The organism is Achromobacter sp. 46006, from assembly GCF_059761975.1.
In genome coordinates this window covers 16,843-31,740 of the sequence record NZ_JCBANN010000059.1, presented here as the reverse complement: position 1 = coordinate 31,740, position 14,898 = coordinate 16,843, and the positions used below count along the sequence as shown (strand labels likewise).

At 69.5% G+C, this 14,898-nt stretch carries 15 protein-coding genes; 10 read left to right on the top strand and 5 right to left on the bottom strand.

The window, feature by feature from the left end; genetic code table 11:
* Window positions 1-242 (bottom strand): hypothetical protein (locus AC6LKG_RS21795; RefSeq protein ID WP_498168061.1); only part of this gene is annotated, 242 nt, incomplete at its 3' end.
* 89 nt (window positions 243-331) lie between these two features.
* Between AC6LKG_RS21795 and AC6LKG_RS21790 the strand changes: the two genes are divergently transcribed.
* The 5 genes from AC6LKG_RS21790 (at window position 332) to AC6LKG_RS21770 (ending at window position 7,279) form a co-directional block, all read left to right on the top strand.
* On the top strand, window positions 332-1,780 hold the full coding sequence (locus AC6LKG_RS21790; RefSeq protein WP_498168058.1) for a 3-deoxy-D-arabino-heptulosonate 7-phosphate synthase: 1,449 nt from the start codon (window positions 332-334) through the stop codon (window positions 1,778-1,780).
* 208 nt (window positions 1,781-1,988) lie between these two features.
* On the top strand, window positions 1,989-2,993 hold the full coding sequence (locus tag AC6LKG_RS21785) for a site-specific integrase (protein ID WP_498168064.1): 1,005 nt from the start codon (window positions 1,989-1,991) through the stop codon (window positions 2,991-2,993).
* A gap of 134 nt (window positions 2,994-3,127) precedes the next feature.
* On the top strand, window positions 3,128-4,690 hold the full coding sequence (locus AC6LKG_RS21780) for a sensor domain-containing diguanylate cyclase (RefSeq protein ID WP_498168056.1): 1,563 nt from the start codon (window positions 3,128-3,130) through the stop codon (window positions 4,688-4,690).
* A gap of 96 nt (window positions 4,691-4,786) precedes the next feature.
* The gene (soxR, locus tag AC6LKG_RS21775) at window positions 4,787-5,251 is read left to right on the top strand and encodes a redox-sensitive transcriptional activator SoxR (RefSeq protein WP_498168054.1); all 465 of its coding nucleotides are present in this window, start codon (window positions 4,787-4,789) and stop codon (window positions 5,249-5,251) included.
* A 264-nt stretch (window positions 5,252-5,515) separates the two neighbouring features.
* On the top strand, window positions 5,516-7,279 hold the full coding sequence (locus AC6LKG_RS21770; RefSeq protein ID WP_498168053.1) for a GGDEF domain-containing protein: 1,764 nt from the start codon (window positions 5,516-5,518) through the stop codon (window positions 7,277-7,279).
* Between the two features lie 74 nt (window positions 7,280-7,353).
* Here the strand turns inward: AC6LKG_RS21770 and AC6LKG_RS21765 are convergent, their stop codons facing one another.
* Window positions 7,354-7,503: a hypothetical protein gene (locus tag AC6LKG_RS21765; RefSeq protein WP_498168051.1), complete on the bottom strand. Its 150-nt coding sequence runs from the start codon at window positions 7,501-7,503 to the stop codon at window positions 7,354-7,356.
* Window positions 7,504-7,833: 330 nt separating this feature from the next.
* Here AC6LKG_RS21765 and AC6LKG_RS21760 point away from each other — a divergent pair, with 330 nt between their 5' ends.
* Complete coding sequence (locus AC6LKG_RS21760; protein ID WP_498168049.1) at window positions 7,834-7,983, top strand: hypothetical protein; 150 nt, start codon at window positions 7,834-7,836, stop codon at window positions 7,981-7,983.
* 63 nt (window positions 7,984-8,046) lie between these two features.
* On the opposite strand, the gene AC6LKG_RS21755 is transcribed toward AC6LKG_RS21760, so the two are convergent.
* Window positions 8,047-8,370: an Rdx family protein gene (locus AC6LKG_RS21755; RefSeq protein WP_498168047.1), complete on the bottom strand. Its 324-nt coding sequence runs from the start codon at window positions 8,368-8,370 to the stop codon at window positions 8,047-8,049.
* A 99-nt stretch (window positions 8,371-8,469) separates the two neighbouring features.
* Here AC6LKG_RS21755 and AC6LKG_RS21750 point away from each other — a divergent pair, with 99 nt between their 5' ends.
* A complete protein-coding gene (locus AC6LKG_RS21750) occupies window positions 8,470-9,675 on the top strand; it encodes a multidrug effflux MFS transporter (RefSeq protein WP_498168045.1) in 1,206 nt (401 codons plus the stop codon).
* Between the two features lie 27 nt (window positions 9,676-9,702).
* On the opposite strand, the gene AC6LKG_RS21745 is transcribed toward AC6LKG_RS21750, so the two are convergent.
* The gene (locus tag AC6LKG_RS21745; RefSeq protein ID WP_498168042.1) at window positions 9,703-10,176 is read right to left on the bottom strand and encodes a DMT family transporter; all 474 of its coding nucleotides are present in this window, start codon (window positions 10,174-10,176) and stop codon (window positions 9,703-9,705) included.
* An 83-nt stretch (window positions 10,177-10,259) separates the two neighbouring features.
* Here AC6LKG_RS21745 and AC6LKG_RS21740 point away from each other — a divergent pair, with 83 nt between their 5' ends.
* Both AC6LKG_RS21740 and AC6LKG_RS21735 read left to right on the top strand, forming a co-directional pair.
* Complete coding sequence (locus AC6LKG_RS21740) at window positions 10,260-11,156, top strand: LysR family transcriptional regulator (protein WP_498168040.1); 897 nt, start codon at window positions 10,260-10,262, stop codon at window positions 11,154-11,156.
* An 89-nt stretch (window positions 11,157-11,245) separates the two neighbouring features.
* Window positions 11,246-12,040, top strand: a complete 795-nt coding sequence (locus AC6LKG_RS21735; protein ID WP_498168037.1) for an enoyl-CoA hydratase — start codon at window positions 11,246-11,248, stop codon at window positions 12,038-12,040.
* Between the two features lie 22 nt (window positions 12,041-12,062).
* Here the strand turns inward: AC6LKG_RS21735 and chrA are convergent, their stop codons facing one another.
* Window positions 12,063-13,322, bottom strand: a complete 1,260-nt coding sequence (gene chrA, locus AC6LKG_RS21730; RefSeq protein WP_498168036.1) for a chromate efflux transporter — start codon at window positions 13,320-13,322, stop codon at window positions 12,063-12,065.
* A 259-nt stretch (window positions 13,323-13,581) separates the two neighbouring features.
* Here chrA and AC6LKG_RS21725 point away from each other — a divergent pair, with 259 nt between their 5' ends.
* On the top strand, window positions 13,582-14,895 hold the full coding sequence (locus AC6LKG_RS21725; RefSeq protein ID WP_498168033.1) for an ATP-binding protein: 1,314 nt from the start codon (window positions 13,582-13,584) through the stop codon (window positions 14,893-14,895).
* Window positions 14,896-14,898 lie beyond the last annotated feature (3 nt).

Below are 14,898 nucleotides of genomic sequence, written 5' to 3'. Positions count from 1 at the left end.
GCCTGCGGCGGATAGATCCGCCGCAGGCCGCATTGGAGGATGTGCGGCTGACAGCGCGCCGGGACACCCGGCGCCAAGGTCATGAAAGCGTTGCCGATTGTAGAAGCTGGGCGGCAATCATGGCGAAATGTTGCTGTCGTGGATTTCCCGATGGCCGGCGGCGTGCGCTTGGCCAGGCGCCCATCGCCGCCGCCGCATTTGCAGTCTTTGGAGAGGAACAAGGCCTGGCCCGAGGCCCGCATGTTCACGCCGGCGGTGCCATAATCCTGCCCTAAGGTGGCGGGATCGCCGGTTTCGCCGTTGGGGCGCCGAGTCCCGTATCAGGTCGCCCATGCCCTCTCCTTGTCCGCTTCACGCCCTGCTGGACGCCGTGCCGCGCCGCTATCGCCTGGCAGGCGCCGCCGCCGACGTGGCCGCTGGCCACGCGGCGTCATTGGCGCAAGTCATCGGCCGCCTGCAAGCCATGCTGGCGGCTGGCCAGGAGCCGGACCCGCCGCTGCGCGATGCCTTCGTCGCCTCGCTCGACGGGCTCATCCGCGAAGCCCTGAGCCCGCGGGACGCAGACCCGGCGTTCCAGGCCGCGGTGCTGGCCTATCGCCTTCCCGTGGTGCGCGAATACCTGACGCTCGATGGCGGGGCGGCGGCCGACCGGCGTAGAGTCCAGGCCGTGGTTGACGCATGGGCGCATCCCGGCAAGCCCGCGCGCCTGGCGCCTGGCGATGCGAGCACCCAGCTCGCGCAATTGCATGCGGCGGCCAGGGCGGCGGACTGGTGGCGGGTGGCCGAACTGGCGCGCAACCTGCCGCTGCTGGCAGAGGTGGCCATCATTGACGACCTGGCTTCAGCCTTGCGCGCCCTGGACGCCGATCCGGCCTTGGCCCGACTGTGCCGGATCGAAACACTGGCACGCGATCCGCAGGTATGCCGCTATCGATCGCTGCGCGCCCAACTCGGCCCGCGCGCCGGCAGCGACGAGGCCAGCGCCCAGGCCCGGCTCGCCCGGCAACGCGGCGTCATGGTGGAAACCTTGGCGGCGCGCGCGCTGGAGGCCGTCGCGGCTTACCTGGACCGATTGGAGGCAGCCGCCACGGCGGGCGATGCCCCGCGCTATCGTGTCGTGACTTCGCTACGCGTGCCAGCCGGCCTGGCTGCCGAGGCGGACCGGGCCAAGACCGAATGGGACGCGGTGCTGCTCAGGCGCGTCAACCCGGCGCAGGCGACGGCGGCCCACGCGCAGGCAGGCGCCATGTCGACGCCCGCCGATCCGGCGGCGCTTTGGGATATCTGCCTGGTGATCGAAGCCAAGGCCTCGGTCGAGGCGGCCACCACCGACCAGCCGCGTTTGCTGCGCGGGCTGCGCCTGCTGGCGAGCGCGCGGCCGGATCGAGCATACGCATTCTCCACCCAGCAAGGCAGGGTCCAGGTGCGGGGGGCGTCGCTGGCGGCATTGCCGGTCACGGAAGCGGCGCTGGCCGAGCGGGTGCTGTACTGCAGCGACGCGCCAGCCGATGCCCCGCATGCCGGGCTGCACGCGGCCAGCCGGACGCAGTTGCTGTCCGCGCCTGCCTGCCTGGCCTATGCCGCCGCCTTGAGCGAAGGCCGGCCGGTGGACCCGGACGATCTGGCGCCGCTCTGGCAGGCGTTGCGGCACGATGCCCGTTGGCGGCCGGTGCTGAATCTGGCCGCCACGCGTCAGTTGGCGCGGTCCTTGATGGTGCATCCGGACGACCTGGCGGCGACGGTGGCACGCCTGTCCAAGCCGGCGGGCGCATCGGCTTGAGCGCGCCCGGGGTGAGACCCCGGCAAACCGTTACGCGGCGGCCGGCGTGCCGCGGGCGGGATCGGGCACAATGCGGTTTTTGCCCGGCCTTCGCATGCGTCATTCCGCCCCGCCCTCCTCTGCCGCGCTGCCCGCCGTGCAGGCGCGGCCGGTCGCGCCGCTGGACCCGTCGTCCCTGGACGCGGCGACCGAGGCCGCGGTGCGCGCCCTGTTGCGCGAAGGCAGTTCGGCCAATACCGAAGCCGCCTACCGCACCGCCATGCGCTACTGGGCGGCCTGGTATGCCCTGCGTTTCGGCCAGCCGCTGACGCTGCCGGTCGCGGCGCCCGCGGTGATGCAATTCGTGGTCGACCATCTGCGGGTCCAGGGCGCCGATGGCCTGCATCACGGCCTGCCGGCGCCGATCGACCAACAATTGGTGGCCCAGGGCGTCAAGGCGCGGCCCGGGCCGCTGTCCTTGAATACCGTGCTGCACCGGATAGCGGTGCTGTCCAAGGCGCACGCCCTGCAGGAACTGATCAACCCCTGCCGCCACGAGCAGGTGGCAACGCTGCTGTCGCGCGCCCGGCGCGCCTATGCCCGGCGCGGCGAGCTGCCCGCGAAAAAGCCGGCGCTGACCCGCGCGCCATTGCAGGCGCTTCTGGACACCTGCGACGACTCGCTCGAAGGCTTGCGCGACCGCGCCCTGCTGCTGTTCGCCTGGGCCAGCGGCGGGCGGCGGCGCTCGGAGGTGGTGCGCGCCACCACGGCCAATACGCTGCGCACGCCCCAAGGCTATCTCTATGCGCTGGCGCATTCCAAGACCAACCAGGGCGGCGCGGCTCACGCCGACAACATCAAGCCTATCGTCGGCGCCGCCGCGGCCGCGCTCGACGCCTGGCTGGCGGCGGCCGGCATCAGCGAGGGCCCGCTGTTCCGCCGGGTGCGGCGCGGCGGCGTGATCGGCGAACCGCTGGCCGCCGCCGCGGTGCGCGACATCGTGGTCAAGCGCAGCCGGCTGGCCGGGCTGGCGGAACCGTTTTCGGCACACAGCCTGCGGTCGGGCTTCGTCACCGAGGCCGGGCGCCAGAACGTGCCACTGGCGGAAACCATGGCCATGACGGGACATGCCAGCGTGGCTACCGTGATGGGCTATCACCGCGCCGGCGCCGCCACGCAGTCGCGCGCGGCGCGATTGCTGGAGAACAGCGACGAGACACCGCCGGACGTCTGAGCCGCCCCTGTGCGCTGGTCAATCCGCCCGGGGCCGCCGCAGGGCACGCCCCGTTTCGGCTCCGACGCGCACTTGAATACAATATCGGCTGCCGGCGCGAGGCGCGCGGCGCGTGCCCGAGGTCCAAGCCTGTCGTGTCTTTCCTGCGAATCAATCTACGCGGCCTGGTGCTTGCGCTCACGGTATTCAGCGCTGTTGCTGCCACCGCCAATGCCCTGTATGCCAGCTACCGGCTGCAACGCGAACAACTCATCGCCAACACCCTGGAATCGAACCGGGTCTATGCCGCCAAGCTGGCCGAAAGCGCCGGCGGTTTCCTCAAGGCGGCCCAGCGCCAGTTGGGCTACAGCGCACGCTACATCGCCGGGCAAATGGACTCCCCGGAGCGTCTGGCGGCCGAGGTATCGCGCGTAAAGGAACAGAGCGACAGCTTCAACTCGGTCGGGATCGTTGCGGCCGACGGGGTAATCCTGGCCACCACGCAGGATTTCCGCAGTTTGCTCGGCACCCGCGTCGACAGTGCCGGCGGCCGCGCCGCGCTGCAGTCACGCCACCCCGCCATCAGCAGGCCCTATATGTCGATGGCGGGCAACTTGCTAATCAATCTGTCTTACCCGATATTCTCGGCCGAGGGACGGTTTCTGGGCTACATCGCCGGCAACCTGTACCTGCGCAACGAGAGTCCACTGGCAGATCTGCTGGGCCGGCATCCCTACACCGATGGGTCCTATCTGTATGTCGTGGATAGGGACGGCCGGCTGATCTATCACACCGACCCGCAGCGGATCGGTGAAGTGGTGACCGGCAATCCGGTGATCGATGCGGTGGTCGCGGGCCAGGCTGGCGCACAGCGCCTGGTCAACTCACGAGGGGTGGACATGCTGGCCGGCTATGCGCCCGTGCCCGCCAGCGGCTGGGGCGTGGTGGCCCAGCGGCCGACCGCGGCGACACTGGACCCCATCGAAGACCTGCTTTGGGCCTTGCTCGGCTACGCCGCACCGCTGGCCGTGGTGTCCCTGTTGGCGATCTGGTGGTGCGCACGGCAGATCTCGCTGCCGCTGTCGCAACTGGCCACCAACGTCGAACACCATGACGTGGCGGTGGCGATGCAACGCGTCAAATCCGTCCGCGCCTGGTACTTCGAGGCCGAGCGCCTCAAGCGCGCGGTGATCTGGAGCTTCACCAGCCTGCAGGAAAAGATCGGCAAGCTCAACCTGGCCAGCATCACCGATCCCCTGACCGGCCTGCGCAACCGGCGCGGCACCCAGGATGCGGTGGACCATCTGCAGGACACCGGCACGCCGTTCTCGGTGGTGGCGCTGGACATCGACCACTTCAAGCGCGTCAACGACACCTTCGGCCATACCATCGGCGACACGGTGATCCAGAGCGTGGCGCAATTGATGCGCGACGGCTCGCGTCCCGGCGATATCCTGTGCCGCAACGGCGGCGAGGAATTCCTGATCCTGCTGCCCGCGGTGGCGCCGACCGAGGCCGTGATCGTGGCCGAACGGCTGCGCCAGCGCATCGCCGAGCGCGAAATCGATCCGGTTGGCGGCGTCACCGTGTCGGCAGGTGTGGCGCAATGGCCCAGTTCCGGACCGGACGTGGTGCAGACGTTCCACGCCGCCGACGCCGCGCTGTACGCCGCCAAGCAGCAGGGCCGCAACCGGGTCGTGCTGCACGGCACCCCGTGACGACGCCGCCATGCCGGCCGGGCCGGCGGCTCGTGCAGGGTTGCCAAACCAGGCGCGTCGGACTATAAAACCTCAACTTAACTCGAGGTCAATGCCATGACGGTCGACAAGCCGATCGATATCACCCGAGTCATGACCGTGGGCGAAGTGGCCCGGCGCAGCGGCGTGCCGGTATCGACGATCCATTTCTACGAATCCAAGGGGCTGATCCAGAGCACGCGCAGCGACGGCAACCAACGCCGCTTCCCAGGTATCGTGCTGCGCTACATCGCCATCATCAAGGTGGCGCAGCGCACCGGCATCCCGCTCGAGGAAATCCGCGCCGCCATGGCGCGCTTTCCGCGCGATGGCAACAAGCTCACGCCGGCGCAATGGAAAGCGCTGTCATCGCAATGGCGCGCCAACCTGGACGAACGCATCCGCAAGCTGACCCGGTTGCGGGATGAATTGGACAGTTGCATCGGCTGCGGTTGCCTGTCGCTGCGGGACTGTCCGTTACGCAACCCCGATGACGTGCTGGGCCGCGACGGGCCGGGTCCGCGCATCCTGGAACGACCGTAGCCAGGCCGCGCGGGCCTGCCGCCCGCGCCTTGCCAGCGCGGTCGCGCGCCTTCAGCGCCACGGCCCGCGGACTCGCCGCGAACGGCGGATCGGCGCAAGAAACCGTATTGATTTCAATTCCTTGCGCAACGTCCCGCATCCGTTTGCAATAGTGTTGCGGGTGGCGATCCAGAATCGCGCGGACGCCGCCCAGCCAAGCCTGAAACGCGCACATTTACAGTATCCTGCGCGCAAAGACTCATCGCTTCAGGCCGGTTCCTCCGTATGTCGCGCAGTAGATTTTCGATCAAGTCGCTGGAACGCTATTTCCTGATATTCGCGGCCGGAGTGCTGTTGCCGATGTCGGTCCTGACCGCGATCCTGTTGATCCAGAACCGCGCCGCCTACCTCGCCACTGCCGACGCGCTGCGCGCGTTCCGCGTGGTGCGTGCCACGGTCACGGCCATGGAAATGGTCTCGGCCGAACGCGGCCCCATGAATGCCGCGCTAGGTGCGCCCTATCCGGTGGAGCCGCGCCTGCTCGAAGCCCTGCGGATGGCCCGGGACCGCAGCGACGCCCGCATAACTGCCCTGCTGGCCCTGTATCGCGCCCCACTCAGTGCCGACGGCGTCATTACATTCACCCATATCCAGCGCATCCGCCACGACCTGTTGCGGGCGCGCGCGGTGGCCGACGCCCTGATCGCCACGCCACGCGCCCAGGTGCCAGGCCATCGGGTGCTCGAGGCGGTCGAGGGCATGGTGGCGCTGATACCCGAATTGCAGAAGGCCATGGGCGACAATGTCGGCGTGCTGATGCGCAACGAGGCTGACGCGCCCAATCTGCTGGTGTTGGCGTTGCTGGCCAGCGACCTGCGCGAGCAGGCCGGCCTGTTGGGCTCGACCTTCACCCCCGCGCTGGCCAAGCACCGGCGCCTGACCGACGCGGACCAATTCCGCATGGAACGGGTGCTGGGACGCATCGACCAATTGCGCGACCTGCTCGAAGCGCGGCTGGCGTCGCGCCCCGATCTGCGCGCCTCGCCGGTCTATGCCGACATGCGGCGCCTGTATTTCGGCGCGGCCCTGCGCTATCTCGATGGGTTGCGCGACAGCGCCGCACAACGCGCGCAAGGCAGCGCCGTCACCACGGCCGAACTGGCCGCGACCTATGTGCCGCTGATGCAGGCCATCACCGGGTTTCGCGACCTGGTGCTCGACCAGATGGAACAGCGCTTGCACGCGCATCGCGCCGAAGCGATCCGCCTGCTGATCGTGACGCTGGTCGCCGCCACGGCGCTGGCGGCCGCGCTGATGCTGGCGCTGCGGCAATTTCGTCGGCGCGTCATCCGCCCTTTCGTGCAGGCCACCCGCATCATCGGCGCGATTGCCGCTGGCGCGCCGCCCGCGACCATCCCCGTGGGCAAGTACCGGGGCGAAGTGGACGGCATGTTCAACGCGCTGAGCGTGCTCAAGGACAATGCGGTGGCGCGCCGCCAGGTGGAACGCGAACGCGACCGGCTGATCGGCGACCTGGCGGTCATGGCCGAGACCGATTTCCTGACCGGGCTGCTCAACCGCCGCGCGTTCGAAAGCCGCTGCGCGCAGACCCTGGCGCAATGGCCAGACGCGGACGCGGTCCTGGCCTTCATCCTGTTCGACATCGACGATTTCAAGCAGATCAACGACACCTACGGCCATGCCAATGGCGACCTGGCTTTGAAAACGGTCGCCGACCTATGCCGCCAGAGCTGGCGCCAGCAGGACGTGGTGGCCCGCGTTGGCGGCGAGGAATTCGCGGTGCTCTGCCATGCCGCGTCGCGCGACCAGGCGCTCGCCATGGCCGAACGCATGCGCGCATGTCTCGCCCGGGCCAGGGTGTCGGGCGAGAACGGCGCCATATTCACATTGACGGCCAGTTTCGGCGTGGCCTGCGCCTATCGCGGCCATGGCGGCGCGGCCGGCGCGCTGTTCAGGCGCGCGGACGAATTGCTGTACCGCGCCAAGCTGGCAGGCAAGAACCGGGTGGTGTCTGGCGACATCGATTGAGGGGCGCCCGGCCGTTTAAAAGAAAAACGCCGCGTCGGCTAGGACGCGGCGTTTTTCTTTGGATGGCGTGCGGGTCAGGCGGGGGCGTGGCTGGCGCCGCGTTGCTCGACCGGCTCGGCCGGCGCGGGACGCGAGGAGGTTTCAGGATTCGGACGGGTGTCAGGCGCCTTCCAGTTCAGCGGCGGAATCTCGAAGCGCGTCTTCTTGCTGATCGGTTGGGACATGTGCGTACTCCTGTGTGCGGTGTCGGCCTGCCCCGCGCAGGCGCACTCGGGTATCCAGCGCGCCCGGGATGCTGGCGGAATGCGAAAAAAGCATCAGGAACGGGCGCCAGGGCGTAGCCCTGGGGTCGTCGGCGTGGGTATAGCGTTGGCCAGCGCGCAGCGCGGGGATGCGCAGCACCAAAAGTGATTACGGCTGGTGATGCTGGTGTGATCGTGGCTGGCGCAATTTCGCGACGAAGGAATCATTTTAGTATTAATTGGGCGATATTGCAAGCATATTGATGGCTGGCAGTGTATCCGCAGACCCTCTCGCACCGAAACGCGAGGGTCGTGCCGGTGGCAATCCACGCCACCGACATGGACCAGATCGTCAAGACCTCTGACGTGGCGCGCAAGCGTCTGTACCAGTTCCATCCGACCAAGGCGCCCTGGTGGCCGCGGCTCGACGGCCGTCCGGCCGTTTCCGAGCTGGGGCTATGAGGCGCGGCCGGCGCTGACCCGTCTGCTGGCGGCGCAGCCCTCCCTGTCTTGCGCGGACCCGCCTTATGTCGTCCGAGGCGAACCGGCAGGCGGCGCGCCATGGCCGTCAATGTGCCCCAGCGAGCGCTCCGGATCGAGCCGGTCGCGCACCCGCTGCTTGAGCGTCTTGGCATCGGGGAAGCCGCCATCGCGCTTGCGGTCCCACACCAGTACGTCATCGCAGGTGATCTGGAACACGCCGCCAGTGCCGGGCTGCAACGCCACTTCGCCCAGGTCGGTGGCGAACGTGGACAGCAGTTCCTGGGCCATCCAGCCGGCGCGCAGCAGCCATTGGCACTGTGTGCAATAGAGTATGACGATACGGGGGCGGATGGCGCTGGTCGACATGAGGCGTTCTTTCCCGGTCCGCCGGGCGCGGGCGGCGACGGACGCTGGTGGTGGATAATGTCAGGTTTTTCGGGCGCCCGAGGCGCCCCGGGCCTGCCCATGAAGTCTGCATTATCGCCCCACGGCCAACGCTGGCTGATCGGCCTCCTGATGGGCCTGGTCACGCTGACGCCGATGGGCATCGACATCTACCTGCCATCCCTGCCCGCGATGGCGGGCGCCTTCGGCCAGCCGATCCGCGCGCTGCAGGCCAGCATCACCCTTTTCATCTTCTCGGTGGGCATCGGCCAGATCCTGATCGGTCCGCTGGCCGACCGCTATGGGCGCCGGCCGGTGGCGCTGGGCGGCGCGCTGGCCTACCTGCTGGGCTCGGCGCTGGGCGCCGCCGCCCTCTCACTCGACATGTTCTACCTAGCCCGCGTGATCCAGGGCCTGGGCGCGTGCTCGGCGTCGCTGGTGGCCTTCGCGGCGGTGCGCGACCGCTTCAGTCCCGCCGTCGGCGCGCGCGTCTACAGCTACCTGAATGGCGCGCTGTGCACGGTGCCGGCCCTGGCGCCGATGCTGGGCGGCGCGCTGGCGCTGCATGCGGGCTGGCGCAGCACATTCGCCTTCATGGCGCTGTTTGCGCTGGCGCTGGCCGCCCTGCTCGGCTGGCGCTTCAGCGAAACCCGCGCCGTGGCGCCGGCGGCAAGCTCGCCGCTGTACAGCCTGCGCCGCTACGCGCCGATCATCGCCAGCGGCCGCTTCCTGTATTTCGCCGTGTTCGGCATGGCCGGCATGGCCATGATCCTGGTGTTCGTGTCAGCCGCGCCGGTGGTGCTGGTGCAGCAGCTCGGCTACACCGAGATGGGCTTTTCCGCCTGGTTCGGCGGCAACGCCGCCATCAATATCGCGGCGTTCTTCCTGGCCCCCGTGTTCATCACGCGCTTCGGCCGCCACGTCATGCTGCGGGTCGGCATGATCGCGCTGCTGCTGGCCGCGCTGCTGCACCTGGCAGCCTGGCGCTGGGCGCCGCCGGCGGCCTGGATCTTCATGCTGCCGGTGGCGGTGCTGACGGTCGGCTTTTCGCTGGCGCTGGGCTCGGCCTTGAGCCTGGCGCTGGAACCCTTCGCGGAGCGTGCCGGCACCGCCGCCGCGGTCTATGGCCTGTTCCAGATGAGCGGCTCGGCCGTCATCGCCACGGCGCTGCTGGACCAGGGCGTGGCGCCGCAGGTGGCAATGGGACTGATCGGCGTGCTGATCGTGGCGCCGCTGCTGTGCCTGTCGGGCGTCATGGCCCGGCGCGGCGCCGCATCCCGCCACTGAACCGGCGTCTCGCGCCGCCCGCGCGCCTCACGCCGCCGCCCGCGGCGCGCTCGACAGGTGCATCAACAGTGCGCCGCCGGCAATCAGTGCGGCACCCGCCAGGCGGCCGGAATTAAGCGCGCTGGCGCTGAATCCCACCAGCGCATAACGGTCCAGCAGCAACGCCGCCAGCATCTGGCCGGCGATCACCGCCGCCAGGAAGGCGCCCGCGCCCAACCGCGGCGCCAGCATCAGCGCTGCCGTGATGTAGAAAACGCCCGCCAGCCCGCCGGTCCAGCCCCACCACGGCAGCCGGCCGATCTCGGCGAAACTGGGTGCCGGCACCCGCAGCACGGCCATCACCACCATGGCCGCGATGGCGCTGATCGCCAGCGAGGCCATCGTGGCCCACAACGGATGGCCCAGGTTCCGCCCCAGGGCGGCATTCGCGCCGGCCTGGATGGGCACCAGCGCGCCGGCCAGGATGGCCGCGGGAACGGCGTAGAAAGTCGAGGAATTCATGGTGCGGCTCCGATTCAAGAAGGATTGGCGCTATTCTCTTATTCGAAATCCATTGAATCCAATTCGATTTTTGTCTTTTGAACATGCAGCCGACGAATAATTTACGGGCCATAGACCTGAATCTGCTCGTGGTGCTGGATGCCTTGCTGCACGAGCGCCACCTGACTCGCGCGGCCGCCCGGCTGCCGATGAGCCAGCCCGCCATGAGCCACGCACTGGCGCGCCTGCGGCTGTTGCTGGGCGATCCGCTGTTCCATCGCACCCGCGGCGGCCTGCGGCCCACGCCGCATGCGCTGGCGCTGGAAGCGCCGCTGCGCGAGGTGCTGGCGCAGGTGCGCCGCCTGCTGGCGGGCGCGGTGTTCGAGCCGGCGGCCAGCCGCCGCGCCTTCCGGCTGGCGATGTCCGACTACGGCGCCAGCGTGGCGTTGCCGCCGCTGATGCGGCGCCTGCGACGCGAAGCGCCGGGCATCGACCTGGAGATCAGCTATGCCAGCCGCAGCGGCATGATCGCCGGCGTGGCCGACGGCCAGCTCGATCTGGCGCTGGCGGTGTTCGGCGAAACCCCGGCCGACATCCACCGCGCCGTGCTGTTCCACGAGGGGTTCGTCTGCGCCGCCGATGCCGGCCAGGGCGTGCCGTCCACGCTCGAGGGCTATCTGGCGCGGCCGCACGTGCTGGTGGCCGCCAGCCAGGACCAGCGCGCGGCGGAAGTGGATGCCGCGCTGGCGCGGCTGGGCCAGGCGCGCCGCGTCGCGCTGCGCCTGCCGCATTGGACGGCGGCGCCGGCGGCACTGGCCGGCACCGACCTGGTGTTGACCGTGGCGCGGCGCACGCTAGACCCGGCGCCGCCAGGCCTGGCCGTGGCGCCAGTGCCCTTCGCCATCGCGCCGCTGGCGTTCGAGATGATCTGGCACGAGCGCGCCGATGGCGACGCGGGCCTGGGTTGGCTGCGCGACCTGCTGAGCCAGGTGCTGGCCTGAGCGATGCCGCCGGCGTTGGCCAATGGAGCCTGCGCGCCAACGGCGCCCTTGGCCTACTATCGAGGCATCGCCCTTTTTCCGGAGATGTCATGGCCCCCGATTCCGCGGCGCACGAACCCCTGCTGGCGCGCAGCATGAGCGACGGTGTCGCCACCCTGCGGCTGAACCGTCCGGCGCAATTCAATGCCCTGTCCGAAGGCCTGCTGGACGCGCTGCGCGCCGAGATCGACAAACTGGCGCGCGAGCCGTCCCTGCGCTGTGTGGTGCTCGAGGCCGCCGGCCGCGCCTTCTGCGCCGGTCACGACCTGCGCGAGATGCGCAGCCAGCCCTCGTTCGACTATTACCTGGCGCTGTTCCGCAAGTGCGGCGGCGTGATGCAGGGCTTGCAGGCCCTGCCGGTGCCGGTCATTGCCAAGGTGCGCGGCATCGCCACCGCGGCAGGCTGCCAGTTGGTAGCTAGCTGCGACCTGGCGGTGGCCGCCGACGACGCCCGCTTCGCCGTGTCCGGCATCAACGCCGGACTGTTCTGCTCGACTCCCGCGGTCGCCCTGAGCCGCAACGTATCGAGCAAACGCGCTTTCGAGATGCTGGTCACCGCGCGCTTCATCGACGCCGCGCAGGCGCTGGACTGGGGCCTGCTGAACGACACCGCGCCGGCCGACGATCTGGATGCGCGCGTGCGGGCGCTGACCGACGTGATCGTCGCCAAAAGCCCCACCGCGATCCGCTATGGCAAGCGCATGTTCTACGCGCAGCGCCAGATGCCGCAGGCCGAAGCCTACGAATACGCCGCCGAGGTCATGGCGCGCAACATGATGGAAGACGACGCGGCCGAAGGCATCGACGCCTTCCTGCAGAAACGCGCGCCACGCTGGCGCCCATGACGCGGGCGCCGCGCCGCCGCATCTAGGTCAGCCAGCCGAGCGCCCAGCCGCCGCCGGCGGCGGCCAGCACCACCCACAGCGGCGACCAGCGCGCATAGACGAGCAGGCCGAACAACGCCAGCGCCAGCGCGAAATCGGCCTTGCCAAGGATGGCGTGGCTCCAGACCGGGTCGTACAGGGCCGCCAGCAGGATGCCGACCACCGCGGCATTCATGCCCGCCATCATGTTGCGCACCCCCGGGCGCCGCCGCAGGCTTTCCCAGAATGGCAGCGCCGCCGCCACCAGCAAGGCGCCCGGCAGGAAGATCGCGACCAGCATCGACAGGCCGCCGGCCCAGCCCGACAGCGGCCCCGACGAGGCCGCACCAAGAAAGGCGGCAAAGGTGAACAAGGGCCCCGGCATGGCTTGCGCGATGCCATAGCCGGCCAGGAACTCCGCGCCGGACACCATGCCGCCGCCAACCGCGGCGGTTTCCAGCAACGGCAGTACCACGTGGCCGCCGCCAAACACCAGTGCGCCGGCCCGGTAGAAACCGGCCAGTTGCGCGGCCAGCGGCGTGGCCGACAGGCTGGCCCACAACGGCAGGGCCGCCAGCAACAGCGCGGCCAGCGCCAGGCACGCATACCCCGCGGCGCGCGACACGCCCTGCGCGCGGTTCGCCAGCAGCGGGCGCGGCGGCACCTGCAACAGGACCGCCCCGACCGCCGCGCCGAGCGCGATGGCCCCCACCTGCCCCAGCGCGGTCGGCAACGCCACGCAGATCAGTGCCGTGACGATGGCCAGCGCCGCGCGCGGCCTGTCCGGACAGAGCGAACGTCCCATGCCCCACACCGCCTGGGCGATGATCGCCACCGCCGCCACCTTCAATCCATGCACCACCGGCGCCCCCGCCAAACCGCCGAATCGGGCCATGCCCAGGCCCAGCAGGATCATCGCCAGCGCCGAGGGCAGCGTGAACGCCAGCCAGGCGGCCGCCATGCCGGCCCATCCGGCCCGCCGCAGGCCCAGCGCCATGCCGACCTGGCTGCTGGCCGGCCCCGGCAGGAATTGGCACAGCGCGACCAGATCGGAAAAAGCGTAGTCGTCGAGCCAGCGGCGCCGGTCGACGAATTCCTCGCGAAAGTACGCCAGGTGGGCCACCGGCCCGCCAAAGGCGGTCAGTCCCAGCCGCAGGAAGGCCAGGAACACCTCCGCGCAGGAACCGCGCGCGGTCGGCGCGGCCTCGCTGGCCGCCGGCCTGCTGGCGACGCGTTCATCGTGGAAAGGCGGTTGCTGCGACATGGCCCCAAGCACTCGAAGACAGTTGGCGGCCCCAGGATCGCGGCACGCCATCCCCAAGCTTATAGCCGGGCAGCGCGGGCGTTTCAATCGTCCGGGGGGACTGACCCGGGCAAATCGCTACAAGAAACTTCACAATTTCAATACAAAAGCCGTCGGATCGCCGCCAGCGCGATCTGTAGCATATGCCGGCCCACCGCGATGGAGAGGGATCGCGGCGCCCGGGTGGCGGATGCGGCCCCAGCGTCCACAGGAATACCCTATGCTCAAGTTCACGATCCGCATTTTCGTGGTCGCCGCCATTGCCTACATCGCCGCTTCGCAGTTGGTGAACCGCAGCCTGGGCTACCTGCTCGAATCGGTCAGCGCCGACCTCTCCTATCAGGCGGTGCGGGGCCAGATGTACGCCTTGCACAAGGAACTCGATCCGGTCGAGCCAGAATCCCGCGCCGCCTTCATCCGCGATTCACTGCGCCCGCACTACGGCCTGGAACTCCGACTGTTGACCCCGGAACGCATCGACGCCACCGACCAGGAACGGCAGGACCTGGCGGCGCGCGGTTTCATCATGCGCGACGAGTACAACACCTATCTGGCCCCTTTGCCGGGCGAACCGCGCCAATGGCTGGAAATGCGCCTGCCGGGTGAACCGACAATGGAAAAATGGATCACCTGGGGCGCCTGGCTGGCGCTCAGCATGGTGCTGGCGGCGGTGCTGCTGCTGTTGTGGGCCCTGCCGGTATGGCGCGACCTGGACGCGCTGCGCAACGCCACACTGCGCATGGGTCAGGGCGACCTCGACGTGCGCGCCCGGCTGTCGCATTTTTCCGGCATCCGCCACGTCGGCGAGAGCTTCAACCAGATGGCCGAACGCATCGCCGCGCTGGTCGACAACCAGCGCAGCATGACCAACGCCGTGTCGCACGAACTGCGCACGCCGCTGGCGCGCCTGTCATTCGAAGTCGACATGCTGGGCCAGTCGCAATTCCAGGCCCGCCGCGAACAGATCCTGCAGGATATGCGCGCCGACATCGGCGAACTCGAAGCGATGGTCGACGAACTGCTGGTCTACGCGCGACTGGAACGCCCGACCGACGACATCGTCAAGCAGGAAACCGTGGACGTGCGCGACTGGCTCGGCGAGGCCCTGGCGCAGGTGGCGCACCAGGCCGATGCGCGCGGCGTGCGCTGCCACGTGCGCGAGGGCCTGCCGGCCCACGTGCAACTGCACCCGCGCTACATGAGCCGGGCCCTGCTCAACCTGGTGCAGAACGCCGTGCGCTACGCCAGCGGCCGCATCGAGATTTCGCTGCGCAGTTGTCCGGTCGGCGGCTATGAGCTGATCGTGGACGACGACGGCCCTGGGGTCGCGCCGGCCGACCGCGAACGCATTTTCGAGCCGTTCATCCGCCTGGACGAAAGCCGCGATCGCGGCACCGGCGGCGCGGGGCTGGGCCTGGCCATCGTCAAGCGCGTCGCCGTCAGCCACAAGGGCACGATCGAGGTGCAGCACAGTCCGCTGGGCGGGGCGCGCTTCGTCCTGCGCTGGATGTCGGCGCCAGGCGCGGCGGACTGACCG

Excerpts from the sequence above, each read along its gene's own strand:
- AC6LKG_RS21790 (WP_498168058.1), top strand. The coding sequence starts at position 332 with ATGCCCTCTCCTTGTCCGCTTCACGCCCTGCTGGACGCCGTGCCGCGC.
- soxR (WP_498168054.1), top strand. The coding sequence starts at position 4,787 with ATGACGGTCGACAAGCCGATCGATATCACCCGAGTCATGACCGTGGGC.
- AC6LKG_RS21770 (WP_498168053.1), top strand. The coding sequence starts at position 5,516 with ATGTCGCGCAGTAGATTTTCGATCAAGTCGCTGGAACGCTATTTCCTG.
- AC6LKG_RS21765 (WP_498168051.1), bottom strand. The coding sequence starts at position 7,503 with ATGTCCCAACCGATCAGCAAGAAGACGCGCTTCGAGATTCCGCCGCTG.
- AC6LKG_RS21755 (WP_498168047.1), bottom strand. The coding sequence starts at position 8,370 with ATGTCGACCAGCGCCATCCGCCCCCGTATCGTCATACTCTATTGCACA.
- AC6LKG_RS21750 (WP_498168045.1), top strand. The coding sequence starts at position 8,470 with ATGAAGTCTGCATTATCGCCCCACGGCCAACGCTGGCTGATCGGCCTC.
- AC6LKG_RS21745 (WP_498168042.1), bottom strand. The coding sequence starts at position 10,176 with ATGAATTCCTCGACTTTCTACGCCGTTCCCGCGGCCATCCTGGCCGGC.
- AC6LKG_RS21740 (WP_498168040.1), top strand. The coding sequence starts at position 10,260 with ATGCAGCCGACGAATAATTTACGGGCCATAGACCTGAATCTGCTCGTG.
- AC6LKG_RS21735 (WP_498168037.1), top strand. The coding sequence starts at position 11,246 with ATGGCCCCCGATTCCGCGGCGCACGAACCCCTGCTGGCGCGCAGCATG.
- chrA (WP_498168036.1), bottom strand. The coding sequence starts at position 13,322 with ATGTCGCAGCAACCGCCTTTCCACGATGAACGCGTCGCCAGCAGGCCG.
- AC6LKG_RS21725 (WP_498168033.1), top strand. The coding sequence starts at position 13,582 with ATGCTCAAGTTCACGATCCGCATTTTCGTGGTCGCCGCCATTGCCTAC.